Source organism: Ralstonia sp. R-29 (genome assembly GCF_049913345.1).
Taxonomy (GTDB): Bacteria; Pseudomonadota; Gammaproteobacteria; order Burkholderiales; family Burkholderiaceae; genus Ralstonia.
In genome coordinates this window covers 1,816,141-1,839,048 of the sequence record NZ_CP184378.1, presented here as the reverse complement: position 1 = coordinate 1,839,048, position 22,908 = coordinate 1,816,141, and the positions used below count along the sequence as shown (strand labels likewise).

25 protein-coding genes are annotated in these 22,908 nt (G+C 66.6%); 12 read left to right on the top strand and 13 right to left on the bottom strand.

All coding sequences use genetic code 11. The annotated features are described in order from the left end of the window. Positions 1-4: 4 nt before the first annotated feature. Entirely contained in the window at positions 5-691 is a 687-nt protein-coding gene (locus tag ACN9M1_RS25425; protein WP_426399632.1) for a DJ-1/PfpI family protein, read from the bottom strand. Positions 692-780: 89 nt separating this feature from the next. Here ACN9M1_RS25425 and ACN9M1_RS25420 point away from each other — a divergent pair, with 89 nt between their 5' ends. Then, on the top strand, positions 781-1,722 hold the full coding sequence (locus tag ACN9M1_RS25420; RefSeq protein WP_426399631.1) for a GlxA family transcriptional regulator: 942 nt from the start codon (positions 781-783) through the stop codon (positions 1,720-1,722). On the opposite strand, the gene ACN9M1_RS25415 is transcribed toward ACN9M1_RS25420, so the two are convergent. The 8 genes from ACN9M1_RS25415 to ACN9M1_RS25380 are packed head-to-tail and all read right to left on the bottom strand — an operon-like array spanning position 1,708 to position 13,142. Next, a complete protein-coding gene (locus tag ACN9M1_RS25415) occupies positions 1,708-2,904 on the bottom strand; it encodes an acetate/propionate family kinase (RefSeq protein ID WP_426399630.1) in 1,197 nt (398 codons plus the stop codon). The genes ACN9M1_RS25420 and ACN9M1_RS25415 overlap by 15 nt on opposite strands. Before the next feature lie 8 nt (positions 2,905-2,912). After that, positions 2,913-4,367: a bifunctional enoyl-CoA hydratase/phosphate acetyltransferase gene (locus ACN9M1_RS25410; protein WP_426399629.1), complete on the bottom strand. Its 1,455-nt coding sequence runs from the start codon at positions 4,365-4,367 to the stop codon at positions 2,913-2,915. 8 nt (positions 4,368-4,375) lie between these two features. Beyond that, complete coding sequence (locus ACN9M1_RS25405; protein WP_426399628.1) at positions 4,376-4,882, bottom strand: hypothetical protein; 507 nt, start codon at positions 4,880-4,882, stop codon at positions 4,376-4,378. A gap of 20 nt (positions 4,883-4,902) precedes the next feature. Further along, positions 4,903-6,042 carry an ABC transporter permease gene (locus tag ACN9M1_RS25400; RefSeq protein ID WP_426399627.1) on the bottom strand — a complete coding sequence of 380 codons (1,140 nt, stop codon included), beginning with the start codon at positions 6,040-6,042 and terminating at the stop codon, positions 4,903-4,905. Between the two features lie 10 nt (positions 6,043-6,052). Further along, a complete protein-coding gene (rbbA, locus tag ACN9M1_RS25395) occupies positions 6,053-8,821 on the bottom strand; it encodes a ribosome-associated ATPase/putative transporter RbbA (protein ID WP_426399626.1) in 2,769 nt (922 codons plus the stop codon). After that, positions 8,818-9,891: an HlyD family secretion protein gene (locus ACN9M1_RS25390; protein WP_426399625.1), complete on the bottom strand. Its 1,074-nt coding sequence runs from the start codon at positions 9,889-9,891 to the stop codon at positions 8,818-8,820. Before ACN9M1_RS25390 ends, rbbA begins: the two co-directional genes overlap by 4 nt. After that, on the bottom strand, positions 9,888-11,393 hold the full coding sequence (locus ACN9M1_RS25385; RefSeq protein WP_426399624.1) for an efflux transporter outer membrane subunit: 1,506 nt from the start codon (positions 11,391-11,393) through the stop codon (positions 9,888-9,890). The genes ACN9M1_RS25390 and ACN9M1_RS25385 overlap by 4 nt, the downstream gene beginning before the upstream one ends. Further along, positions 11,394-13,142 carry a PHA/PHB synthase family protein gene (locus ACN9M1_RS25380; RefSeq protein WP_426399623.1) on the bottom strand — a complete coding sequence of 583 codons (1,749 nt, stop codon included), beginning with the start codon at positions 13,140-13,142 and terminating at the stop codon, positions 11,394-11,396. Between the two features lie 239 nt (positions 13,143-13,381). On the opposite strand from ACN9M1_RS25380, the gene ACN9M1_RS25375 reads away from it, so the two are divergent. After that, positions 13,382-13,846, top strand: coding sequence for a hypothetical protein (locus ACN9M1_RS25375; protein ID WP_426399622.1), 465 nt, complete (start codon positions 13,382-13,384; stop codon positions 13,844-13,846). 25 nt (positions 13,847-13,871) lie between these two features. Here the strand turns inward: ACN9M1_RS25375 and ACN9M1_RS25370 are convergent, their stop codons facing one another. Continuing rightward, positions 13,872-14,576 carry an HD-GYP domain-containing protein gene (locus ACN9M1_RS25370; RefSeq protein ID WP_426399621.1) on the bottom strand — a complete coding sequence of 235 codons (705 nt, stop codon included), beginning with the start codon at positions 14,574-14,576 and terminating at the stop codon, positions 13,872-13,874. 108 nt (positions 14,577-14,684) lie between these two features. Further along, positions 14,685-15,989, bottom strand: coding sequence for an Nramp family divalent metal transporter (locus ACN9M1_RS25365; RefSeq protein ID WP_426399620.1), 1,305 nt, complete (start codon positions 15,987-15,989; stop codon positions 14,685-14,687). A 165-nt stretch (positions 15,990-16,154) separates the two neighbouring features. On the opposite strand from ACN9M1_RS25365, the gene ACN9M1_RS25360 reads away from it, so the two are divergent. The 8 genes from ACN9M1_RS25360 to ACN9M1_RS25325 all read left to right on the top strand — a co-directional run bounded on the left by ACN9M1_RS25360 (position 16,155) and on the right by ACN9M1_RS25325 (position 20,802). Next, positions 16,155-17,054: a manganese catalase family protein gene (locus tag ACN9M1_RS25360; RefSeq protein ID WP_426399619.1), complete on the top strand. Its 900-nt coding sequence runs from the start codon at positions 16,155-16,157 to the stop codon at positions 17,052-17,054. Positions 17,055-17,147: 93 nt separating this feature from the next. Continuing rightward, on the top strand, positions 17,148-17,315 hold the full coding sequence (locus ACN9M1_RS25355; RefSeq protein ID WP_426399618.1) for a hypothetical protein: 168 nt from the start codon (positions 17,148-17,150) through the stop codon (positions 17,313-17,315). A 99-nt stretch (positions 17,316-17,414) separates the two neighbouring features. Next, positions 17,415-17,600 carry a DUF6566 family protein gene (locus tag ACN9M1_RS25350; protein ID WP_426399617.1) on the top strand — a complete coding sequence of 62 codons (186 nt, stop codon included), beginning with the start codon at positions 17,415-17,417 and terminating at the stop codon, positions 17,598-17,600. 2 nt (positions 17,601-17,602) lie between these two features. Next, the gene (locus ACN9M1_RS25345) at positions 17,603-18,010 is read left to right on the top strand and encodes a hypothetical protein (RefSeq protein ID WP_426399616.1); all 408 of its coding nucleotides are present in this window, start codon (positions 17,603-17,605) and stop codon (positions 18,008-18,010) included. Further along, on the top strand, positions 17,964-18,515 hold the full coding sequence (locus tag ACN9M1_RS25340) for an SIR2 family NAD-dependent protein deacylase (RefSeq protein ID WP_426399615.1): 552 nt from the start codon (positions 17,964-17,966) through the stop codon (positions 18,513-18,515). Before ACN9M1_RS25345 ends, ACN9M1_RS25340 begins: the two co-directional genes overlap by 47 nt. Positions 18,516-18,686: 171 nt before the next feature. Continuing rightward, positions 18,687-19,556, top strand: coding sequence for a DUF72 domain-containing protein (locus ACN9M1_RS25335; RefSeq protein ID WP_426399614.1), 870 nt, complete (start codon positions 18,687-18,689; stop codon positions 19,554-19,556). A 150-nt stretch (positions 19,557-19,706) separates the two neighbouring features. Further along, entirely contained in the window at positions 19,707-20,348 is a 642-nt protein-coding gene (locus ACN9M1_RS25330; protein WP_426399613.1) for a UdgX family uracil-DNA binding protein, read from the top strand. 37 nt (positions 20,349-20,385) lie between these two features. After that, positions 20,386-20,802 (top strand): hypothetical protein, encoded by a 417-nt coding sequence (locus ACN9M1_RS25325; RefSeq protein WP_426399612.1) that lies wholly within the window; start codon positions 20,386-20,388, stop codon positions 20,800-20,802. Between the two features lie 19 nt (positions 20,803-20,821). Here ACN9M1_RS25325 and ACN9M1_RS25320 read toward each other — a convergent pair whose 3' ends face one another. Next, on the bottom strand, positions 20,822-21,040 hold the full coding sequence (locus tag ACN9M1_RS25320; protein WP_426399611.1) for a hypothetical protein: 219 nt from the start codon (positions 21,038-21,040) through the stop codon (positions 20,822-20,824). Positions 21,041-21,228: 188 nt separating this feature from the next. After that, positions 21,229-21,438, bottom strand: a complete 210-nt coding sequence (locus ACN9M1_RS25315; RefSeq protein WP_426399610.1) for a hypothetical protein — start codon at positions 21,436-21,438, stop codon at positions 21,229-21,231. A 433-nt stretch (positions 21,439-21,871) separates the two neighbouring features. Here ACN9M1_RS25315 and ACN9M1_RS25310 point away from each other — a divergent pair, with 433 nt between their 5' ends. Then, positions 21,872-22,309, top strand: a complete 438-nt coding sequence (locus tag ACN9M1_RS25310; protein WP_426399609.1) for a CBS domain-containing protein — start codon at positions 21,872-21,874, stop codon at positions 22,307-22,309. 129 nt (positions 22,310-22,438) lie between these two features. Next, on the top strand, positions 22,439-22,885 hold the full coding sequence (locus tag ACN9M1_RS25305; protein ID WP_426399608.1) for a hypothetical protein: 447 nt from the start codon (positions 22,439-22,441) through the stop codon (positions 22,883-22,885). The last annotated feature ends 23 nt before the right edge of the window (positions 22,886-22,908 follow it).

The following is a 22,908-nucleotide window of genomic DNA, read 5'->3' as shown; positions in this document are numbered from 1 at the left end:
GACTTCAGATGCGCTGGGCGGCCGCTTGCACGGCGGCGTAGCGATCGGCGCGTAGCCGGTTCAACCGTTCCGTAACCGCTTCGAGGACGTGCGGCGCCGCACGTTCTGGGCGGCCGCAATCAAACGGCGGCGCGGGGGCGTATTCGATGCCGAGTTGCACGGCTTGCGCATGCTCTGCACCGGCAATGTCCGCCATGACGGACAGCGCCATGTCGATGCCGGCCGTCACGCCGCCTCCCGTGATCAGGTTGCCGTCGCGCACCACGCGGCCTTCATCCACCGTGGCGCCGAATGCGGGCAGCAGATCGCGCCACGCCCAGTGGCACGCCGCACGCTTGCCGCGCAGCAACCCCGCCGCACCGAGCACGAGCGAGCCGGTACACACCGAGGTGATGTACTGCGCGCCGTCCGCCAGGCGACGCACTTCTCGCACGAAATCGGCATCGCCCATTGCCTCGATCACGCCAAAGCCGCCGGGCACGCAGATCAGATCGGCGCGCGGAATATCGGCCAGCCGCTTGATGTTGCTGAACGTGAGGCCGCCATCGGCGTGGACGGTGTCGCCTCGCACGGAGGCCATCACACATTGCGCGCCGGGCAGGCGCCAGAACACTTCGTGGGGGCCGGTGAAATCGAGATGGGTGACACGGTCATACAGCGCAAAAACAACGGTAAATGGGGAAGCTGACATGGTGCCTATCTCCGGGTGGGTGGTTGACGCTGGCTAGCATCGCGCTCTATCGTCTTGGCAGCAATGTCGTGTACCCCCCTTTTTCTGCCATGACCCACCGGATTGCCGTGCTGATCTTTCCCGACTTTCAACTGCTCGATGCGGCGGGGCCGGTGGCTGCCTTTGAGGTGGCAAGTCGCTATCGGGATGAACACTACGCGTTACGCACGGTAGCCGCGCAAGCGGGGCTGGTGCGCAGTTCTTCTGGGGCATGCTGGGCGGCCGACGCGTTTCCGCCGGCGAGCCAGGTCGATACGCTGCTCGTGGCTGGAGGCGACGGCGTGGACGCGGCCATGACCGATGCCCGCACGCGCCGCTTCGTGCAGCGCTGTGCAGCCCGCGGGGCGCGCGTGGCCAGCGTGTGCTCGGGCAGCCTGCTGCTGGCGGCCACCGGCCTGCTCGATGGCCGACGCGCCACCACGCACTGGAGCCGCAGCGATCAATTCGCGCGCCAGTTTCCGCAGGTGCAATTGGAAGCCGACCGCATCTACATTCGGGATGGCGATGGCCGCGTCTGGACCAGCGCCGGCATCAGCGCGGGCATCGATCTGGCGCTGGCCTTGATTGCAGAAGATTTGGGCGAGCGCCTGGCACGTGCAGTCGCCCGGCAACTCGTCGTCTACTACCGCCGACCGGGTGGTCAGTCGCAGTTCTCGGCGCTCAACGAAATGGACTCCGCCCGGGGTCGCTTCAAGCCATTGCTGGACCACGTGCGCCGTAACCTGGCGGATGCGCATCGCGTGGATGACCTGGCCGAGCACGCTTGCATGAGCCCGCGCCATTTCGCGCGCGCGTTTCAAGCGGAAACCGGGCTCACGCCCGCCAAGGCGGTGGAAAAGCTGCGCGTGGAAGCGGCGCGCGCCGCGCTGGAAAGCGGCGCGACATCGATGCAGCGCGTCGCCGATGAATGCGGCTTTGGCGATACCGAGCGCATGCGCCGCGCCTTTCAGCGGCTGCTGGGCATGCCGCCCACGGCACTACGCGCGCGCTGAGACACACTCGGCTGCAAGACGCGCGGCCACCCATTCCTCGTTGGTCGGTTCCACCGCCACGCAAACGCGGCTTGCGGTGGTCGAGATGACCGAGGCATTGGCCTCGTTGGCCCCATTCGCCGCTCGGTCCAATTCCGCCCCCAAGTAGCCGAGCGCCTGCACAACGCGTTCACGCAGCACGGCGTTGTGCTCGCCAATGCCTGCCGTGAAGACCAGCAGATCCAGCCCGCCGAGCACCGCCACCAGCGCGCCGATCTCGCGCACGATGCGGCGCACATACAGCGCCAACGCTGCGTGCGCGCGTTCGTCCTCCGCTTCGCGCGGCAACAGGTCACGCGGGTCGGACGACAACCCCGACACGCCCAGCAGGCCCGACTCGTGATACAGCACGTGCCCGACCTGCGCAGGGGAAAGGTGCTCCGTTTCCATTAGATACAGCACGGCGCCAGGGTCGAGCGCGCCACAACGTGTGCCCATCATCAGACCGTCGAGCGCGGAGAAACCCATCGTGGTAGCCACGCTGACGAGGCCCTGCATCGCGCACAGGCTGGCACCACTGCCGAGATGCGCGACGATGGTCCGCCCACGCGCCACATCGCCATGTCGCTCGGCTAGCGCAATCGACATGTACTCGTACGACAGTCCATGAAAACCATAGCGCCGCAGCCCGCGCTCCCATGCGGCATAGGGCAGCGGCAACATGCTCTCAACCTTCGGCAGCGTGTGGTGGAACGCGGTATCAAAGCAGGCCACCTGCGGCACGTCGGGCAAGGCGTGCAGCAACGCCTCAATGGCCTCCAGCGCAAACGGCTGATGCAGCGGCGCCAGCGGGATGTAGCTGCGCAGATCGGCCAGCACATGCGCATCCACCCGCACCGGCGCGAAGTACTTGGCGCCGCCATGCACCACCCGGTGCGCCACAGCCACCAGGCGACGATCCCCCAAGGCACGCTCAACGCGCTGGCGGATATGCACGAGCGCGTCGTGATACGGCTGCGCGGCATCCAGTGATAGCGGCCGTGCTGGCGTGTCGCTGGTCGAGACTGCGGCATGGTCGGCGCCGATACCCTCGACCTTGCCACTCCACAGCGGCGTGCGTGGCAGTGGGTGCAGGCCCGCGTCGAACAGCGCGAACTTGATGCTCGACGAGCCGCAGTTCAACACCACGATAGCATCGTTCATGGCGGTCTTCATGGTGGCAGCACGCGGTAGCGGTGCGCCAGCAACGTGGCAATGGCGCACGAAGCGATGCGCGATTCGCGCGAATCGGCACGGCTGGTCAGCACAATGGGCACGCGTGCCCCCAGCACGATGCCCGCGCTGGCCGCGCCACCCAGGTATTCCAACTGCTTGGCCAGCATGTTGCCGCTCTCCAGATCGGGCACCACCAGCACATCCGCCTGCCCGGCCACCTCCGAAACGATGCCCTTGATGCGCGCCGCTGCCGCCGACACCGCGTTGTCAAACGCCAGCGGCCCATCCAGCACGCCGCCTTCAATCTGGCCGCGGTCCGCCATCTTGCACAGCGCCGCTGCATCCAGCGTGGCGGGCATGCGCGGGTTCACCGTCTCCACGGCCGCCAGGATGGCCACGTGCGGCCGCTCCACGCCAATCGCATGGGCCAGGTCGATGGCGTTGCGGATGATGTCCGCCTTCTCCTCCAGCGTGGGTGCAATGTTGATGGCGGCGTCCGTCACAATGAACGGGCGCGGATACGCCGGAGACTGCATCACAAAACAATGGCTGATGCGGCGCTTGGTGCGCAGCCCGGCTTCGGCACGCACCACGGCAGCCATCAGCTCATCGGTATGCAGGCTGCCCTTCATGAGCGCCTCCACCTTGCCTTGCGTTGCCAGCTCCACAGCGCGAGCGGCGGCGGCGCTGCTGTGCGGCACGTCTTCGATCTCGACACCGCTCAGGTCGAGCCCGGCCTCGGCGGCAACGTGCGTCAGCTTGGCAAGCGGCGCCACCAGGCATGGCACGATCAAGCCCTCGGCACGCGCATCCAGCGCTGCTGACAGGCTCAGCGCATCGCACGGGTGAACCACCGCAGTGCGGATCGCGCCGAGCGGCCGCACGTGGTCGAGCAGCCGATGGATGCCATTGCCATTGACGGTGATGCGTACGTCGGGCAGCGTCGTGCGCGGGCGTTCAATGCGCTCCGTGGGGGCGATGACTTCGGCCTCGCCCGCCACGGCAGTGCCCATGTCGTTGGTGCAGGTGCAGGCCAGCTTGAGGCGTTTGCGCTCGTCGTCCTTGCTGGTCACCGTCACGCGGATGGTGAGCGTGTCGCCGATGCGCACTGGCGCGTGAAACTGCAGCGTCTGCCCCAGGTAGATCGTGCCGGGGCCCGGCAGACGTGTGCCGAGCACGGCAGAGATCAACGCGCCGCCCAGCATGCCGTGCGCAATCACGCCATGAAAGCGTGTGGACGCCGCGAATTCCGCATCTAGGTGCTGCGGGTTGACATCACCCGACAACACGGCAAAGAGCTGGATGTCTTCCGCCGTGAGTGTGCGTTGGATGGCGGCGGTATCGCCCACGGCGATCTCGTCGAAGGTGCGGTTGCGGACCACGCTCAAGTCCCCACCGGGCAGAGACGCTGGCGGCGGTGCGGCAGATACGGGCAAGGGATCGGGTGTCATGGTGTTCCTCACGAAGCCGCGCGGAGCTGGCCGTTGCCCTGGCTGCGCGCAGGCGCTTTCACTGGCGCCGCCGCTGCCGCGCGGACGAACACATCGGCCGGTGTACCAAACGCCGACAGCACACCTTGCAGCGTCGTATGCACCGGCATGGCGTTGCCGGCCGCGCTCAGCGCCTGCACTGATGCCTGCTGCCACGCCAGCATGGCGCGTTGATAGTCGGTGGCAAAGCTGGCCTGGTTGGCCAGTGCCGTCTGCATCACGCCCTGCATCAAGCTGACGCTGCGCTGGCTGGCCTGCCAGAACGCATTGGGCAGCAACGCGGCAAGGGCCTGCCAGTCGTCAGCGCTTCGCAGCTCCGCCAATGCGGACTCCGTGCGGGCAACATCGTCGGCCAACTGGCCCGCGCCGAGTTCATACCAGCGCTGGCGCGCAGCCTTGAATAGACCCAGCGTTTGCAAGCCGAGTGTGAATTGCGCCTTGGCGAGCGCGAGGGGAAGGTTGGTAGCGGATTCCATATCGGCTCCTGACACCACGGTTAAGCCATCTGGCTGATGGTCTTGCGAAAACGCGTCAATGACGCAACAAACAGCGCGGCACCGATGCCGCTAATGGCCAGACACTGCGGCCACACCACGGACAACCCCGCACCCCGGTAGAGAATCGCCTGCGATGCCGCCACGAAATGCGTCGTCGGTGCGGCCAGCATGATGTCGCGCACCAGCGCAGGCATGCTTTCGCGTGGGGTACTGCCGCCCGAGAGCAGCTCCAGCGGCAGCAGCACCAACACCAGCAGCATGCCGAACTGCGGCATCGACCGCGCCACCGTCGCAAGAAAGATTCCCATGGATGTGGTGGCAAACAGATGCAACGTGGCCACCACCATGAACAGCACGATCGAGCCCTCGATCGGCACGCGCAGGGCGCCCTGCACCACAAACAACAACGCCACCAGCGCCGCCAGCACCACCACCAGCCCCATCGACCACACCTTGGCGGTCATGATCTCGAACGGCGTGACGGGCATCACCAGCAGGTGTTCGATCGTGCCGTGCTCGCGCTCGCGAATGAGCGCCGCGCCGGTCAGGATGATCGACAGCATGGTCACGTTGTTGATGATCTCCATCAACGAGCCGAACCACGTCTGTTCCAGGTTGGGGTTGAAGCGCGTGCGCAGCACCAGATCGACTGGCGTGCTCGGCGCACTGCGATGGCGCTGCAGGAATTCACTCACCTCGCCCGAGACGATCTGCTGGATGTAGCCGTTTCCCGTAAAGGCCTGGCTCATGCGCGTGGCATCGATGTTGAGCTGGATGGCGGGCGCGCGCCCGGCCAGCACGTCGCGCTGGAAGTTGGGCGGAATGTCCAGCACAAAGGTGTACCGGCCACTGTCCATGCCAGCGTCCATCTCGGTGAGCGGAATGAGTGCCGGTGTGCGGAAATGCGGCGGATAAAACGCCGAGACGATGCGCGCCGACAGCGGCGAGCTGTCTTCATCCACGATGGCGATGGAGGCGTTGTGCAGGCTCTCCGGCATGGCGGTAGCTGCCACATAGATCGACAGCGTGAAGGTGTAGGCGATCAGCACCAGCATCATCGGATCGCGCGCGAGGCTCCACAGCTCCTTGACGCCGAGGCGGAAGATGTTGGCTAGGCGCGCAGACCGTTGGTTTGCCATCGCGCGCTCCCTACCGATCCTGCTTGCGCAGCATCAACAGCGTCGCCGCCAGAATGACGGGCACCGCTGCCAGCAGTGGCCAGAACGCGCTGCCCAAGGCGCTCGCATCCAGCGCCTTGCTGAACACGCCCCGGCTGATGGTCAGGAAATGCGTGGCCGGATACACGCGGCCAATCATCGCGCCCATGCCCTCCAGGGACGACACCGGGTTGAGCAGCCCCGCAAACTGCACGCATGGAATGATCGTGCCGATCATGGTGACGAACATGGCCGCGATCTGGCTTTGCGTAAAGGTGGACGCAAACAACCCGAAGCCCGTCGAGCACGTCACGAAGATCAGCGCTGCCAGCGCCAGCGTCGCAAAGCTGCCCTTGATGGGCACGCCAAACACTGTCACTGCCAACAGCGCCAGCAGCAGGAAATTCAGCATGGCCAGCACGATGTACGGCGCCTGCTTGCCCAACACGAACTCCGCTCGCGTCACGGGCGTCACATAGAAGTTGATGATGGAACCCAGCTCCTTCTCGCGCACCACCGACAGCGCCGCCAGCATGGCGGGAATCATCATCAGCAGCATCGGGATCACGGCAGGCACCATGGCGGGCAGGCTTCTCACATCGGGGTTGTAGCGGTAGCGCGTTTCAATCGTGCTGGGCACGGCAAGCCGCAGCCCCAGCCGGTGCACGGCGGCATCGGCCAGCCAGAGCTGGTGGATGGCCTGCACATAGCCGCGCACGGTTTCCGCGCGGGTCGGCATGGCGCCGTCCACCCATGCGCCGATCTGCACCGCCGCACCACGCTCCACATCGCGCGCAAAGCCGGGCGGAATCTCGATCGCCAGCGACAACTCGCCGTTGCGCATGCGGCGGTCCAGTTCAGCGTAGTCGCGAATCGGAGGTTTTTCGATGAAATACCGCGAGCCGGCCAGATTCAATGTGTAGTCGCGCGACAGCGTGGTCTGGTCGCGGTCGAGCACGGCGTAGGTCAGGTTCTCCACGTCCAGGCTGATGCCGTAGCCGATGATGAACATCAGGATGGCGGTGCCCAGCAGCGCCAGCGTGGCACGCACGGGGTCGCGGCGTAGCTCCAGCGCCTCGCGCTGCGAATAGCTCAACGCGCGCGCCAAGCTGAAACGGCGATGGGTATCCGCCGAAGCGGCACGTGGCTCGGCAACAGCGGCGCGTGCGACCGGCGTGGTGGGTGGCGATGCCGCTTCGCCAGTTTCCGAGGCCTCCCGCAAGTAGGCGATGAAGGCCTGCTCCAGCGTTTGCGTGCCGCGCGCCTGCACCAGCGCGTCGGGCGTATCGCTCACCAGCACACGCCCGGCATGCATGAGCGAGATGCGGTCGCACCGCTCGGCCTCGTTCATGAAGTGCGTGGAGATGAAGATGGTCACGCGGTCCTGCCGCGCGAGGTCGACCATCAGGCGCCAGAACAAGTCACGCGCGACTGGGTCCACGCCGGAGGTCGGCTCGTCCAGAATCAGCAACTCGGGCTTGTGCACCATCGCCACGGCCAGCGACAGGCGCTGCCGCATGCCCAATGGCAGGCTCTCGGGCAGGCTGTCGGCGGCATCGTGCAGGCCAAACCGAGCCAGCATCTCCGCCACGCGCGGTTGCACTTCGGGCTCGGGCACTTGGAACAGGCGTGCATGCAGCACGAGGTTCTGGCGCACCGTCAGTTCGCCGTACAGCGAGAACGCCTGCGACATGTAGCCCACGCGCCGGCGCATGTCGTTGCCATTCCGGATGTCCGTGGGATCCACCGGATGGCCGAACAACCAAGCCTGTCCTTCGCTGGCGGGCAACAAGCCGGTCAGCATCTTCATGGTGGTCGATTTGCCGCAGCCGTTGGAGCCGAGAAACCCGAAGATCTCTCCACGCCGGATACGGAAGTCCACATGGTCGACCGCCACGAAATCGCCAAAGCGCATGGTCAGCCCGCGCGCCTGCACGGCCACGTCGTCTTCCGCACCCGCCACCAGCGGCGGCACCACCACGGCTTGATGCCCGGCTCTACGCGCCGGCGGCAGCAGCGCAATGAACGCAGCCTCCAGCGATGCCGCGCCCGTGCGGCTGCGCAGGCGGGCCGGTGTGTCGGTGGCCAGCACACGCCCCGCATCCATAGCGACCAGCCAGTCGAAGCGCTCGGCCTCTTCCATGTAGGCGGTGGCCACGATCACGCTCATGCCGGGGCGCTCGGCGCTGATACCGCCAATCAGCTCCCAGAACTGGCTGCGCGAGAGTGGGTCGACGCCCGTGGTCGGCTCATCGAGGATCAGCAGATCAGGATCGTGGATGAGCGCGCAGCACAGCGCCAGCTTCTGCTTCATGCCGCCGGAGAGTTTGCCCGCGGGCCGTGACAGGAAGGCGCGCAAACCCGTGCTGGCCGTCAACGCATCGATGCGGCGGCGGCGTTCGGCGGCATCGTGGCCGAACAGGCGGCCGAAGAACTGCAGGTTCTCTTCAATCGATAAGGTGGGATACAGGTTGCGGCCCAGCCCCTGCGGCATGTAGGCGATGCGGGGGCCGACGGCGGCGCGCGCCCGGCTGTCGGCCATGTCGCTGCCCAGCACGTGGACGGTACCGTCCTGCAACGCGCGCGCCCCGGCCACAAGCGACAGCAGGCTCGACTTGCCCACGCCATCCGGCCCGATCATCCCGACCATGCAGCCGGCCGGCAAGTCCAGCGTGACGCCATCAAGCGCCAGCGTTTTGCCGTAACGCAGGCGCACGCCGGCCAGGCGTGCCGCGGACGGCTGTTGGGCAACCGTGCTCACTGTGGAACCTTGACCGCCAGATTGGCGGGCCAGGCGGCCTGCGGGTCCAGCTTGAGCCACGCCACGCCGGGCAGCCCGGTCTTCACCAGTTTCAGGTGCTTGCGCAGCAAGTCGCGGTCGATCTGCGCCTTGATGCGGAACATCAGCTTCTGCCGCTCGCTGGCGGTCTCCACCGTCTTGGGCGTGAACTGCGCGGTGCTGGCCACGAACGACACGCGCGCCGGAATGACGTACTGCGGGGCGGCGTCGAGCACGATGCGCACCTCGCTGCCCATGGCAATGCGGCCGGCGTCTGTTTCGGGCACGAAGAAGGTCATGTACACGTCGGACAGATCCACCAAGTTCAGCAGCCGCCCGCCGCCGGCCAATACCTCGCCAGGCTGGGCGATGCGGTATTGCACGCGTGCATCGCGCGGAGCGGTGAGTGCGCTGTCGTCCAGGTCCGCCTTGATGCGCAGCACGGTGGCGTCCGCAGCCTTGACGGTGGCGTTGGCCCCGGCCACCTGCATGCGGGCCGCCGACACCGCCGCCTGTGCCGCTTCGGCCTGCGCGCGCGCTGCTACCAGCGCGGCCTTGGCGCTGCGCACGCGGGCGCGGTCATCGTCCAGCTCCTGCATGGAAGACGCGCCTTCATGCGACAGCGTCTCGGAGCGCGCCAGGCGGCGCTGTGCGGCATCCAGATCGCTCTCGCGCAGCGCAATCTGCGCCTGTGCCGCTTGGCGGTCCGCCTCGCGCACCGCCACCTGGGCTTGTGCAGTCGACACGCCAGACACCGATTGCTGCTGCCGTGCCAGTGCTTCGTCACGCTGCGCTTCCACGCTCTGCACCTGCATGTGCGCAAGCGGCTGGCCGGCGGTCACAAAGTCGCCCTCATCCACCAGGATGTCCTGCACGCGGCCGGGCAGCTTGGTGGCCACGTCGATGTCGGTGGCTTCAATCCGGCCATTGCCGCTGACAAAGCCCTTGCCGGGGCCGTCGTGCCGCAAGACCCGCCAGGCCACCGCGCCGCCGCCGGCCACCAGCGCGGCCACGATCAGCGCAATCCATTGTTGTCGGGAAGGTGTCTTCATGGTGTGGCTCCGCCCGATGCGCGCGCGGGCTGCGTCAGGCTTAGATGGGGTGACGATGCAGATGCAGACGATTCGGCGCTGGCCTGCGTGCCGCCACCCAGCGCCGCATATAAGCCCACGCGGCTCGACAGCAGCGCGCGGCGCACCTGCACGACCTGCTGCTGGGCAGCCAGCAAATCGCGCTGCGCATCGAGCACCTCCAGATACGTCGACGAGCCCGCATCAAAGCGCAATTGCGACAGACGGGCGCGTTCGGTCTGCGTGGCCAATGCGGCTTGCGCGATGTCGAGCTGCTCGGCCAGCCACTTGCGCGCGGACAGCGCGTCCGACACATCGCGGAAGGCGCCCTGCACGGTTTTCTCGTAGCTGGCGACGGCCAGGTCTCGGCGGGCCTCGGCAAGGTCCAGGTTGCTGCGCAGCTTGCCGCCTTCAAACAACGGCAGCGTGATGCTGGGCGCGAACAGCCAGACGCGGGTGCCCGGCGAAAACAGGTTGCCCAACTCGGGGCTGACCGTGCCGTATGCCCCGGTGAGCGCGACACGTGGGAAGAACGCTGCACGTGCGGCACCAATGTTGGCGTGCGCGGCGCGCAACTGGTGCTCGGCCGCCACGATGTCCGGGCGCTGCGTCAGCAGATCGGACGGCAGCCCCGCGCGCAAGTCAGCCAGCATGCGGTGTTCATCCAGCGGCTCGGCCACGGGCGGCAAGTCGATGGGCTTGCCCACCAGCAACGCCAGCCCGTGCGCTTGCGCATCACGCGCCTGCTGCAGTTGCGCGAGCAGGGCCTGCGCTTGCGTCAACAGGGTTTCGACCTGCGTGCGGTTCAGGCGCGACGTGGCGCCCACTTCCACCCGGCGCGAGAAGATGCGCAGCGTTTCGGTGCGGCTGTCCACGGTTTGCTGGGCGAGTGCGATGCGCTCATCCAGCTCACGCAGCACGAGGTAGCTGTCGGCCACCTGGGCGATCAGACTGAGCGCCGTGGCACGGCGCGCGGCGTCGGAGGCCGCATAGTTTTCCAGCGCGGCGTCATTGAGGTTGCGCACGCGGCCCCAGAAGTCGATCTCCCAACTGGAGACCCCCGCGCCCACCTGGTACTGGCTCACGCGCATCGGCATGCCAAAGGGGCTCAGGTCTGCCGGAATGCCCAGGCGGTTGATGCCGGCCTGGGCGTTGAGATGCGGAAACGTATCGGCGCGTTGAATGCCGAATGCAGCGCGCGCTTCTTCCACGCGCAGCACGGCGGTGCGTAGGTCGCGGTTGTTGTCCAGCGCCTGCGCAATCAAGGCTTGCAGGCGCGCGTCGGTGAAGTAAGCCTGCCAGCCGGTGGCGGCGGCCGACAGACCGGCGCGGCCATCATCGGCGTCGTAGTGTGCAGCCACGGGCAACGCGGGTTGGGTATACGTCGGCGCCATCGATATACAGCCCGACACGGAAAAGATCGCAGCGAGCGCCATCGACATTGCCGTAGTGCGGCGCGCTGAAACGTGGGTCTGCGCACGCATCTACTTCTCCAGCACGTAGGTGCCGGGCGCGTCGCCCAACGGCGGCAAACCTGGCGCGCCCATCTTGGGCGGCTTCACGGGCGCGGTGGTGGATGCATGCGCCAGCAACCACGCATGCCATGCCGGCCACCACGAGCCGTCGTGCATGGGTGCCGAGGCCAACCAGTCGTCCTGCCCCATCGAGGTGCCGCCCGCCGCCCGCGTCTGCATCTGAAAGCGCCGATGCGAATTTGCCGGCGGGCTGACGATGCCCGCGTTATGCCCGCCGCTGGTCAGCACAAAGGTCAGCTCCGCATCGGTCAGGTGATGCAGCTTGTAGACGGAACGCCACGGCGCCACGTGGTCCGTCAGCGTGCCAACCACGAATGTCGGCAAGTCGATATCGCTCAACAGCACCGGCTTGCCACCCACGGGGTACCGACCTTCGCTCAGGTCATCGTTCAAGAACAAGTGCCGCAAATACTGGCCGTGCATGCGCGCAGGCATGCGTGTGGCATCGGCATTCCAGGCCATCAGGTCATTCATGGGTGCGCGATCGCCCAGCAGGTATTCGCCCACGATGCGCGACCACAGCAAGTCATATGACCGCAGCATCTGGAACGCACCCGCCATCTGGCTGGCGCGCAGGTAGCCGGTCTGCGCCATCTGCGCTTCCAGCAGGCTGACCTGTGCTTCGTCGATGAAGAGGCCGAGTTCACCAGGCTCACAAAAGTCGGTCTGCGCCGCGAAGAGCGTCATCGACGCGAGCCGGCTATCGCCATCGCGCGCCATGGCCGCCGCCGCGATCGCCAGCAGCGTACCGCCCAGGCAGTAGCCAGTGGCATGCACGCACCGGCCGGGCACGATGGCATTCACTGCGGCAAGCGCGTCGAACACACCAAGCTGGAGGTAGTCGTCCATGTCGAGGTCGCGGTCGGCCTCGTCGGGGTTCTTCCACGAGATGCAGAACACGGTGTGGCCCTGCTCCACCAGATAGCGGATCAGCGAGTTCTGCGCAGACAGGTCGAGGATGTAGTACTTCATGATCCACGCCGGCACGATCAGGATTGGCTCGGCCTGCACCTTGGGTGTGGCGGGCGCGTACTGGATCAACTCGATCAGCCGGTTGCGCAGCACCACCTTGCCGGGCGTGACGGCCACGTTCTCGCCCACCACGTAGCCTTCGGTGCCGGCAGCCGCGGCGCCGCTCATCGCGCGCTCCACATCGTCCAGCGCGTTGAGCGCGCCGCGCGCGAGGTTGCCGCCGCGCTGCTCAAAGGTCTGGCGCAGCACCACCGGGTTGGTCGCCAACTGGTTGCCTGGTGACAGCATGTCGAGCCACTGGCGTGCGGCAAAGGCCACCACGTCTTCGTGGTGTTTGGCGACGCCCCACACGCCATGCGTGGCGGCGTCCCACCATTGCTCGGTCAGCAGAAAGGATTGATGCAGCACATTGAATGGCCATAGGCGCCATTCATCTGCGGTAAAGCGCCGGTCGTGCGCGGGCGGCAACACGCACAAGCATGGCTGTTGCGGGCCGGCAGCCATGCAGCCGCGTGCATAGCGGGTGAGCTGCTCGGCTTGCGTCAGCGCCAGGCGAAACAGGTCTAGCCGCTTGCCGGGCGACACCGCCAGATGCAGTGCCCAATCCAGCCACGCCAGTTGCATCGACACAAACGACAGCGAACCCGAGGCGCGCGCCAGCGCGGCATGAAACGGCGGGTCGATCTGTTCGGCAGCGGAGGAAGACAGCACGGGGGCAGCGCGCATGGTCGGGGGGCGGTGTTAAACGATTGCGATTGCGTGGCGTCAGAAGGATTAGATGCCACCCGCGCGCCGCCCAACTTGATGCACCTCAAGCCAGCGAGAGAGCAACGCCTCTAGAACGTTTCATATTCCAGACATGATGCGCCAGCGAAACCGACTCTTGATCGATATCAGCCTCGCCTCCGGCGGCAGGCGTAGGCTCACCCACATCAGCGCGCGAGAAAGAATGGGGGGGGAGCACCATGCTGGAACGGCAGCCCGACGAAGTGGTTGATGCCACGCTGTGGGAACTGGAACAGACGGCCAGCGCCGCCTTGCCGCGGTCCGCGCTGGTGCGCGCCACACGCAGCGCTTGCGGTGGCTACAACGTGCTGGCGGAATGGACTGCTGCCGGCGCGCATGGCAACCCCATGCGCTGCACGCTGACGCTTCACGTGGCCGCACGCGAGGCGCGCGCCTACTGCCGCCTGAACCACCCGAAGCGCGAAGACATCCGCCAGCGGCTCAGCCAGTGGTTACGCACCCAAGTCGTTGCGCAGATTGCCGAGCCGGCGGCGGGTAAGTTGGCGGATACAGGGTTCGATCTACAGTGCACGGCACCGTGGGCGTTTTTCTACGATGACGCGGACCCGATCCACGTCGATGCACAGGACAAGGCGCACGACTTCGCGCTCTATCGCGGTGCGCCGCCACCGCCGCTGACCTAGCCGCAAAAAATGTAGGGAGCGTGCGTCAGGCGACGCCACGCACGTGGTCAAAGAATGTCCATGACGGCTGTTCGTTACCGTAGAACTGGCTGACCGCCGCCACCTCGCCGTGCTGCGCGAGCAACTCACCCGCCACCGCGTGCATGCGCCGCACGCCCGGCATATCGCGCAAAAACGCGTCCACCACCTGCGGGTCGAAATAGCTGCCGCTGCGCTCAGCCAGCGCGGCCAAGGCGTGTTCTTCCGTCATGCCTTGCCGGTACACGCGCGGCTCCGTCATCGCGTCAAACGCATCGGCCACGGCCACGATGCGTGCTGCCAGGGGAATGTGTTCCCCCGCCAGGGCATCCGGATAGCCCGTGCCGTCGAAATGCTCATGGTGGTGGCGGGCCACGTCAGCGGCGCATTGCAGCAGCGCGTCTGTGCTGCCCGAGAGGATGTCCGCGCCGATGCTGGAATGGCGCCGCATGATCTGGTGCTCTTCGTCAGTCAAGGCGCCAGGCTTGAGCAGCACGGCGTCCGGCACACCAAGCTTGCCGACATCGTGCACAGGCGCGGTGAGATAGACCTGCCGCTGCATGGCGTCGTCCAGGCCCATGCGTTCCGCCAGCCGGCAACTGATGCACGCTGTGCGAATGAGATGCCCCATGGCGGACGGATGCCGTAGCCCGCCGGCCAGCGTGAGGCTGGCCAGCAGCAGATGGGGGCGGTGGTGCGTTGTTTTTGTCATGAGCCTGGGGGGCGTTCCGTATCCGGCTTGGGGCCTGCATGTTAGCAGCCGGAACTTCCGGATGGCGCCGTCAGAACCGCCCCGGTGGAAGGGTGTCCACACAGGCCATCACAACAGATCTACCAGCAGCACGGCGTTCAGTGCCGCCACCAGCACCGTGCCGAGCGCGGCCAGTAGCGCGACGCCGCGCCCCACCGCATGCGGCCCCATCACATCGGCGCGGCAGGTCAGCCAGATGAGTGCGGCCATGGGAAACGGCACCACCATGCTCAGCACCACCTGGCTGATCACCAGGGCGCGGGTCACGTCGACACCCGCGCCAATGACGACAAACGCGGGCACCATGGTCACCAGCCGCCGCGCCCACACCGGCAAACGCGCACGCAGGAAGCCCTGCAGCACAACCTGGCCGGCCATCGTGCCGACCACCGAGCTGGACAGGCCGGATGCAATCAACCCCACCAGAAACACCGCCGCCGCCGCGCCACCAAACAGGGGCACCAGCGTGACGTAGGCCGATTCGATGCCCGCCACACCAGCATGCGCGGGGTAAAGGGCGCTGGCCGCCACTACCACCACTGCCAGGTTGATGCCGCCCGCCACGGCCAGCGCGGCCACGACCTCCCAGTTGGAAAAGCGCAGCAGTTGCGCTGTCGCGCGCGCGTCGCGCGGGCGGACACGGGTGTCGGTCAACCCAGAGTGCAAAAACAGCGCGTGCGGCATCACGGTCGCGCCCACGATGCCGGCCGCCAGCACCAGCGCATCGGGCGGTAGGGCAGACGGCACCAGCGCATGCCGCAGCACCGGCCCCCATGCGACCGGCAAGATCCACATCTGAAGGAGGTAAGAGATACCGATCACGCCGACCAGCGCGCCGATCATCAGCTCAATGCAGCGGAAGCCGCGCGCCTGCAACATCAGCAACAGGTAGGTCAGCACCCCTGCAGCCACCATGGCGTGCGGCAGCGGGATGCCAGTCAAGAGCGCAATGCCGACGGCCGCCCCCACGAACTCCGCCAGGTCCGTGGCCATGGCGGCCAACTCGCTGATGAGCCACATGGTCAACGCGGCCGGCGCGGGCAGATGGGCGCGACACAGCTGCGCCAGGTTGCGCCCCGTCACGATGCCCAGGCGCGCAGAAAGCGCCTGAAACAGCATCGCCACCCCATTGGCGGCCACCACCACCCACAGCAATTGCAGCCCATGGCGTGCACCCGCCTGGATGCCGGTGGCGATATTGCCGGGGTCGGTGTACGCCACCGACACCACGATGGCCGGCCCCATGAGCGGCGCGAGCGCACGCCAGCCGCGCCGGCGGCCCTCCAGCACGTCGCGCACCTGTGCGGCCACGCGGGCAGAGGCTGCAGGCGTATGCGTGGGCGCATCCGGCGGCAAGGCAAGGCTGTCATCCATGGGCGCTCCGAAACATGCGTGGCGCAGCGGGCAACGCAACCGCCGTTCCCGCGATGGGTCCGCGCCCTATCCCATACATGCGGCACACATGCGGCACGCGATGGAACGGCCATTGCGGTCAAGGCTGCGCCACCCGGCACCTGACTACGCTCCCAGGAGAACCCCATGTTCATGCACAACAAGCGATTGCAGTACACCGTCCGCGTCGACCAGACCGACCCCGGCCTGGCCAACCTGCTGCTCGAACAGTTCGGTGGCCCACAGGGCGAGTTGGCGGCGGCCATGCGCTACTTCACGCAGGCAGTGGCCGAGGAAGATGCAGGTCGCAAGGACATGCTCTACGACATCGCCACCGAAGAGCTGAGCCACCTGGAGGTGATCGGCACCATCGTCGCCATGCTCAACCGGGGCGCCAAGGGCGAACTGGCCGAAGCGGTGGGCGAACAGGCCGAGCTGTATCGCAAGCTCAACGGCGCCGGCAACGACAGCCACGTCACGCAAGTGCTCTATGGCGGCGGGCCGGCGCTCACCAATTCCGGCGGCGTACCGTGGACGGCCGCCTACATCGATTCGATTGGCGAGCCGACAGCGGACCTGCGCTCCAACATTGCGGCGGAAGCGCGCGCCAAGATCATCTACGAGCGGCTGATGAACGTGACGGACGACCCCGGTGTGCGCGACGCGCTAGGTTTTCTGATGACGCGCGAGGTCTCGCACCAGAAGTCGTTCGAGAAGGCGCTGTACGCCATCTCGGGCAACTTCCCACCGGGCAAGCTGCCGCCGGTGCCGGAGTTCTGCGATGCGTATTTCAAGCTGTCGCGTGGCGCCCCCGTGGTACATGCGCCGTGGAACAGCGGCACGGGCCTCCACCTGGTGGCAGACCCGCCGCTGCCGGCCGACGGCGGAGACGGCAACGCATCGGTCAAGCTGAGCGACGTTGAACTGGCCACGCTCGACGCGCTGAAAAAGCGCCTCGCCTCGGACCCGGCAAGCGATCCGCGTACAGGCGCCGAACTGGGCGAAAAGACGGCGCGCGAAACAAAGGACGACGACTCGCTGCTGTAGCCGGCTCCACACCGGCATGCCCCCGCTTCAGGCCCAGACTTTGCGTCACAGGCGGGTGGCATGCCCCAGGGGGGGCCACACCAGGAGACACGCATGGACACGCACGAATGGCTGACCATCGTGGCGGTCACGCTGGCCGTGATCACCGCCTATTCATTCGCACGCGACCTGACTGACGACTCGGCTAACGCCAACGCGCTGCAACTTGCGCTGGCGCCTGCCCACGCCAAGCTGCCGCGTCTGCTGTTGCCGCATCCGTAAGGCACATCATGCAGATTCCCGCATCACGTGCCACGCCGTTGACTGGCGGGCAAGACGAAGCCGACCCGCAGTTCGAGCACGCGGGGCTGCACGATCACCGTGACGGCCTTTCAGGACGAGCATGGCGTGTGGTTGCCGCGCGTAACGGTCGACACTGGCACGCGGCAGTTTGAGATCCGTGAGCTTGCGCAACCGTGGCGCGGCTGGCGCACGCGCGGCGAGGCCGTGCGCGACGGCATGGAGCAAGCGCGCCAGCTGCTCTCGCGCGACAGGCACCAACCCTGACGATGCCAGCCAGCGGGGCGCCGCCTCTGATTCACTGGCCCACGCGGCTGGCCGAAGACATCGCCCGGCGCCGCGCGGTGCTGTTCTTCGGCTCGGGCATCTCCGCCAATGCGCGCTCCGCAGACGGCACGCGCCACCCGTCAACGTGGGCGGAACTGCTGGAGAGCGCCGCCGACGCCATCGATGTCGATACCCCGCAGTTGGCGAGCGAGGTGCGGCAGTTCATCGCCCGGGGCGACGTGCTGACCGCAGCGGAAATCGTGCGCCGCGCGCTCGGGCAGCACCAGCTGACGGCGCTCTTGCGTCGCGAGTTGGTCAACCCCGACTTCCAGTCCGGCGCCGATTCACGACGCCCTGCTCGCGTTGAATTTCCGCATCACCCTCACGCCCAATTTCGACACGCTGTATGAAATCCGTGCGCGGGAAACCGATGGCGGCGCGTTGAGGGTCTGCCACTACAGCGACCGCTCCGTGGCCGCGCACGTGCGCGAAGAGCGCAATCTGCTCATCAAGACGCACGGGTCGATGAGCGATCCGGCGTCGTTGATCTTCTCGCGCTGTGATTACGTACGAGCACGCGCCCGCTATCGCACGTTCTATGACCTGGTGGAAGCGCTGCTGCGCACGCACACCTTTCTCTTCGTCGGTTGCGGCATTGACGACTCCGACATGCGCGCGCTGCTCGAAACCTATGGCGCCGAGCACCCCGGCGCCGAGCGGCACTACTTCGTCACAGCGGCGGACACGTTTTCCGACCTGGCCGCCGACGTGCTGCAAGACGCGCTGAATCTGCACATCGTGCGCTACGCCGCGCCCACGTCAGAGCACGCCGCACTGGTACACGCTCTGCGTACATTGGCGCAGGCCGTAGACGCTGCACGCGCGGACATGTCGGCCACGCCGCGCGCTACATGAGCACGCCATACAACAGCCCGAGTACGCACAGCAGCGCCACGAAGATCCAGCGGATATTGCCCCCAGCCACGATTGAGTGGTGCCCACGACAACGCAATGCCCGCGCCGGGTGGAACCGGCACATGGGTTGCTGTTGCTGCATCGGGATCGCGTTGGAAGGGTGAACGGAGCATGACGGTGCGCATCGGAATCTCGGGCTGGCGCTATGCAGGATGGCGCGGCGTGTTCTATCCAAAAGGCTTGGCGCAGCGCCGGGAGCTGGAATACGCCGCGCACCAGTTCTGCACCATCGAGATCAACGGCTCGCACTATTCGCTGCAGTCGATCGACAACTGGCGCGCTTGGCACGACACCGTACCGGACGACTTCGTATTCGCCGTCAAAGGCCCGCGTTACCTGACGCACATGCTGCGCTTTCGCGACGAGACGGTGGTGCCGGCGCTGGCCAACTTCATCGCTTCAGGGGTGCTGGCGCTGCGGCACAAGCTGGGGCCGTTTCTGTGGCAGTTTCCGCCCAACTACCGCTTCAACGCGGCGCAGTTCGATCGCTTTCTCGCGCTGTTGCCGCGCGATACCAGCGCCGCGCGTGCGCTGGCCCGGCAGCACGATGCGCGCGTCAAGGCCCCGTGGTTTGCCACGCGCGGCACGCAGCCGCTGCGGCATGCGGTGGAGGTGCGGCACGAAAGCTTTCGCACAGCGGAGTTTCCGGCCTTGCTCAGGCAACACGGCGTGGCGCTGGTCGTCTCGCACGCCGTGGCCGATTGGCCGTATCTGGAAGACGTCACGAGCGATTTCGTCTACCTGCGCTTGCATGGCGCGGATGCGCTCTACAGCGGCGCGTATTCGGACGATGCACTCGACCATTGGGCCGCGCGCATCCGCCAGTGGGCCAGCGGCAGTGAACCCGCCGATGCACAGCGTGCCGGGGCCCCCACCCGCCAGCACATTCCCCGAGACGTCTACTGCTATTTCGACAACGACAAGAAAGTCCAGGCGCCGTTTGATGCGCACCGCCTGCTGGAGCGGTTGGCGCAACGCTAACGGCGCGCCATCACACCCGATTCCGGTTGCGAAGTGCTGCCCCGCCTGCGCTGGCGCAACGGACATTCCGGCTGCACGCAGGTGGCCTACGTGCGGCACTCTAGTTGCTGCAGGGTCGGCAACCCATATCACGCTGTACGCCGCACACCGTTGAACAAACGCCCTCCTCGCTCCGCGCCCACTCCGTCGCCAGCATCGGGGTCGGAACAGACCGACCCGGACCAGCAGCCCGCCTCGCTCGACGCCTGCCGCAGGTGTGACCTTTGGCGCCACGCCACCCAGGCTGTGCCGGGCGAGGGGCGCAAGCGCGCGCACATCATGCTCGTGGGCGAACAGCCCGGCGATGGCGAAGACCTGGCGGGCAAGCCGTTCGTCGGGCCTGCGGGGCAACTGCTCGATCGCGCGCTGGCAGAGGCCGGCATTCCGCGTGATGCGGTCTTCATCACCAACGCCGTCAAGCACTTCAAGTGGGAATTGCGCGGCAAGCGGCGTCTGCATAAAACGCCCGGCCAGCGCGAAGTGGAGGCCTGCCTGTACTGGCTTGAACGCGAATTGCACGACGTAGCGCCCCGCGTGGTCGTGGCACTGGGCGCCACGGCGCTGAAAGCGCTGCTGGAAGATTCCCACGTCCGCCTGCAAGACTATTTTGGACGTGCGACACAGCATGCCGGGCGCACGTTGCTAGCGACGTGGCACCCGTCATACGCGCTGCGCGCACCTGACGCCGAAGCGCGAGCGCGCGCCTACGCCGACATCGTCGCCACACTCAAGCAGGCGCGCGAGTTGCGTTGACAAGGATTCCCCACGCGATACCAACAGAGGAGCCACCATGTCGACCCCAACCCGCCCGCACCCCACCCGGCGCGCGCGCCCGCGCATCGCTTACGTTGCAGCATCCATGGCTGCCGTGTTTGGCCTTGGCGGCAACGCCGCGTTCGCACAGGCGACGGGCGCGCAAGCCAACAGCACCGACAACACGGCTGGCGCCACCGGCACCAGCAGCACCAGCGGCAGCACCACGGCCACCGGCACCACCAGCCGCACGGACAGCCCCACCGGCCGCGATGCCACGCGCAACCGCAGCCGTACCGGCACCAGCAGCGGCAGCAGCACCGGCACAAGCGGCGACTACGTCCCGCGCTCCGGTTCCAGCTCACACCGAGACCAGCACGGCAACGTCATCAAAGACCGCTCCACTGGCGGCAGCCCCGCCGGCCGTGAACGCCCGCCCGAGGAGAATCAGTAATCGTCGCGCGCCGCCGGCGTTATCCGCGCTTGTGGTTTTGCGCGTACTGCTGACCGAGCAGCAGGCCCGCGCTGAGCGCCGTATCGCAAGACACAAACCCTTCCGACATCGACGCGCTTTCCCACGCCGAAGCGCTGTGGTTGGTCACCAGCCGATATTCACAGTCCCACCGTCGATCGGCGCGCTGCGCGGTGCGGACTTCCAGTGTCCCGTTCGGGACTTCGATGATGATTTCCATTGACGTGTGCCTTCGCATCCTTCTGCGGATTCGCCACGCACCCGACATGGCAGGGCGTCGCGCAGCCAGCCTATGTCGCGCCTGGCGGCATGTCGAACGGCGTGCGCCGATGTGCCCATGGTCGGGACGTCAGCAATGTCGGCGGGCGAGTCGTCTGCTTGGAATGGTGTGTTTTGCGGGTAACGGCGTCACACGGCGGCTGGGCGCACCACGCCAAGTGCCTGCAGCAAGGCCTGGCCGTGCAGGGTGACGCGTGGCTGACCGGGGCCGGCGTCCGTGGGCTCCAGGGCAATCAACTGATGAGAGAGCAACGCCTGGACGTCCACGTCGTCCAGATCGAGCGGGCGGGACCCGCCACGCACCAAGAGCAAGGTGGCAATTTCATGGGGGCTGAGCATCTTGTCTCCTGCCTGTGTTGTTATGGTCTTTTTTTACCTTGGCCTGCCCGGGTCTGGCGATTTGTACAACGCCACGCGTAAGCCGTACCGCTTGGTGCATCGCTGCGCATGGCGGCGTCTTTCGTGGCCGCGCCGTTCACACGTGCGGTGCAGCCGCCGAAAGCGGCCCCGAGATGACACATCGCAGCCAAATTGCAGGGGGCCGTCGCCATGGACGCGGGTCAAAGCGCGTGCGTAGACGCAATTGCCGTGCCTTGTGCGGTGCCAGCCCGATACCTGGCCTGCCAACATGCGCTGTCGCGCCGCATTCTGAGCCACATCCAGCCGCACCCGATGGGTACGGCCCATGCTGCCTCGTCAGTGTTCCGAGGTGCCGACGCGCCGGCACTTGGGCAACGTTGACCCACGCAGAGCGCACCTGAGGAGGTTTGCAATGAAAGTACGAGAAGCCATGACGCAAGACGTGAAGCTGGTGAGCCCGGACCAGACCATCCAGGAAGCCGCGCGCATGATGGTCGAATGCGATATCGGCGCCCTGCCCGTTGGCCAGCACAACCGTCTGGTCGGCATGGTGACCGACCGCGACATCGCCGTGCGCGCCGTAGCAGAGGGGCGCGGCCCCGACACCCGCATCGGCGACGTAATGTCCCAAAACATCATGTACTGCTTTGAAGACGATGAACTGGATAACGTCACCTACAACATGGGCGACATCCAGGTGCGGCGCCTGCCGGTGGTGGACCGCAACAAGCGGCTGGTCGGCATCGTCTCCATTAGCGACATTGCCGCCTGCGGAGACATCGACAAGACTGGCCAAGCCATCGGCAACATCTCCACGCCGGGTGGCGGCCACTCGCAAGCGGCACACTGATCGGCAGGACGGCGGCAGGACGCGGCGCCAGGCGGGTGTGACACAAAGTCGTATCCAATTGTTAATGGAGTGAGGTGTGGTCGACTTGGCCTGGCGCGCGCGGCGGCATGCTGCAGTACAGTCCCAGCCATGAAAGCCGCCCTCACCCTCCGCTACGCTCCGTCGCTCGTTCTGCTGACTTTGCTTGGTGCCTGTGCTTCGCACGCGCCGTCACCGTCGGCTTCGTCTTCGCAAGCCGCCCCTGCAGATACCACCAGCACGACCGCCACCGACAGCCCCTGGATGGCCCAGCGTGCCCAGTACATGAACTGCGTGCAGCGCCGGGCCGATGCCGCATTGGCCGGTAGCGACCCGACCAAGACCGTCGTCACCACCGCGCTGGATGCGTGCGAGGGCCAGTTGAGCACCATGCACGACGCCTTCCGCGATTACCTTGGCGCACAGATGACGTCATCGCATGGCAAGTCCGGCGCCCGCCAAGCCGCAGACCGCGTCACCAAGGACACGCGTGAGAAAGCGCGTGTCTACCTGACGGGGTACGTGGACTACACGCGCTATCAAGCGAAATCGCGCTAAGCGGCGCTTAACCCCGAGCCACC

What these genes read in the sequence shown, in the direction of transcription:
- ACN9M1_RS25425 (WP_426399632.1), bottom strand. Translation starts at nt 691, where the DNA reads ATGTCAGCTTCCCCATTTACCGTTGTTTTTGCGCTGTATGACCGTGTC.
- ACN9M1_RS25420 (WP_426399631.1), top strand. Translation starts at nt 781, where the DNA reads ATGACCCACCGGATTGCCGTGCTGATCTTTCCCGACTTTCAACTGCTC.
- ACN9M1_RS25415 (WP_426399630.1), bottom strand. Translation starts at nt 2,904, where the DNA reads ATGAACGATGCTATCGTGGTGTTGAACTGCGGCTCGTCGAGCATCAAG.
- ACN9M1_RS25410 (WP_426399629.1), bottom strand. Translation starts at nt 4,367, where the DNA reads ATGACACCCGATCCCTTGCCCGTATCTGCCGCACCGCCGCCAGCGTCT.
- ACN9M1_RS25405 (WP_426399628.1), bottom strand. Translation starts at nt 4,882, where the DNA reads ATGGAATCCGCTACCAACCTTCCCCTCGCGCTCGCCAAGGCGCAATTC.
- ACN9M1_RS25400 (WP_426399627.1), bottom strand. Translation starts at nt 6,042, where the DNA reads ATGGCAAACCAACGGTCTGCGCGCCTAGCCAACATCTTCCGCCTCGGC.
- ACN9M1_RS25390 (WP_426399625.1), bottom strand. Translation starts at nt 9,891, where the DNA reads ATGAAGACACCTTCCCGACAACAATGGATTGCGCTGATCGTGGCCGCG.
- ACN9M1_RS25385 (WP_426399624.1), bottom strand. Translation starts at nt 11,393, where the DNA reads ATGCGTGCGCAGACCCACGTTTCAGCGCGCCGCACTACGGCAATGTCG.
- ACN9M1_RS25380 (WP_426399623.1), bottom strand. Translation starts at nt 13,142, where the DNA reads ATGCGCGCTGCCCCCGTGCTGTCTTCCTCCGCTGCCGAACAGATCGAC.
- ACN9M1_RS25375 (WP_426399622.1), top strand. Translation starts at nt 13,382, where the DNA reads ATGCTGGAACGGCAGCCCGACGAAGTGGTTGATGCCACGCTGTGGGAA.
- ACN9M1_RS25370 (WP_426399621.1), bottom strand. Translation starts at nt 14,576, where the DNA reads ATGACAAAAACAACGCACCACCGCCCCCATCTGCTGCTGGCCAGCCTC.
- ACN9M1_RS25365 (WP_426399620.1), bottom strand. Translation starts at nt 15,989, where the DNA reads ATGGATGACAGCCTTGCCTTGCCGCCGGATGCGCCCACGCATACGCCT.
- ACN9M1_RS25360 (WP_426399619.1), top strand. Translation starts at nt 16,155, where the DNA reads ATGTTCATGCACAACAAGCGATTGCAGTACACCGTCCGCGTCGACCAG.
- ACN9M1_RS25355 (WP_426399618.1), top strand. Translation starts at nt 17,148, where the DNA reads ATGGACACGCACGAATGGCTGACCATCGTGGCGGTCACGCTGGCCGTG.
- ACN9M1_RS25345 (WP_426399616.1), top strand. Translation starts at nt 17,603, where the DNA reads ATGCCAGCCAGCGGGGCGCCGCCTCTGATTCACTGGCCCACGCGGCTG.
- ACN9M1_RS25335 (WP_426399614.1), top strand. Translation starts at nt 18,687, where the DNA reads ATGACGGTGCGCATCGGAATCTCGGGCTGGCGCTATGCAGGATGGCGC.
- ACN9M1_RS25325 (WP_426399612.1), top strand. Translation starts at nt 20,386, where the DNA reads ATGTCGACCCCAACCCGCCCGCACCCCACCCGGCGCGCGCGCCCGCGC.
- ACN9M1_RS25320 (WP_426399611.1), bottom strand. Translation starts at nt 21,040, where the DNA reads ATGGAAATCATCATCGAAGTCCCGAACGGGACACTGGAAGTCCGCACC.
- ACN9M1_RS25315 (WP_426399610.1), bottom strand. Translation starts at nt 21,438, where the DNA reads ATGCTCAGCCCCCATGAAATTGCCACCTTGCTCTTGGTGCGTGGCGGG.
- ACN9M1_RS25310 (WP_426399609.1), top strand. Translation starts at nt 21,872, where the DNA reads ATGAAAGTACGAGAAGCCATGACGCAAGACGTGAAGCTGGTGAGCCCG.
- ACN9M1_RS25305 (WP_426399608.1), top strand. Translation starts at nt 22,439, where the DNA reads ATGAAAGCCGCCCTCACCCTCCGCTACGCTCCGTCGCTCGTTCTGCTG.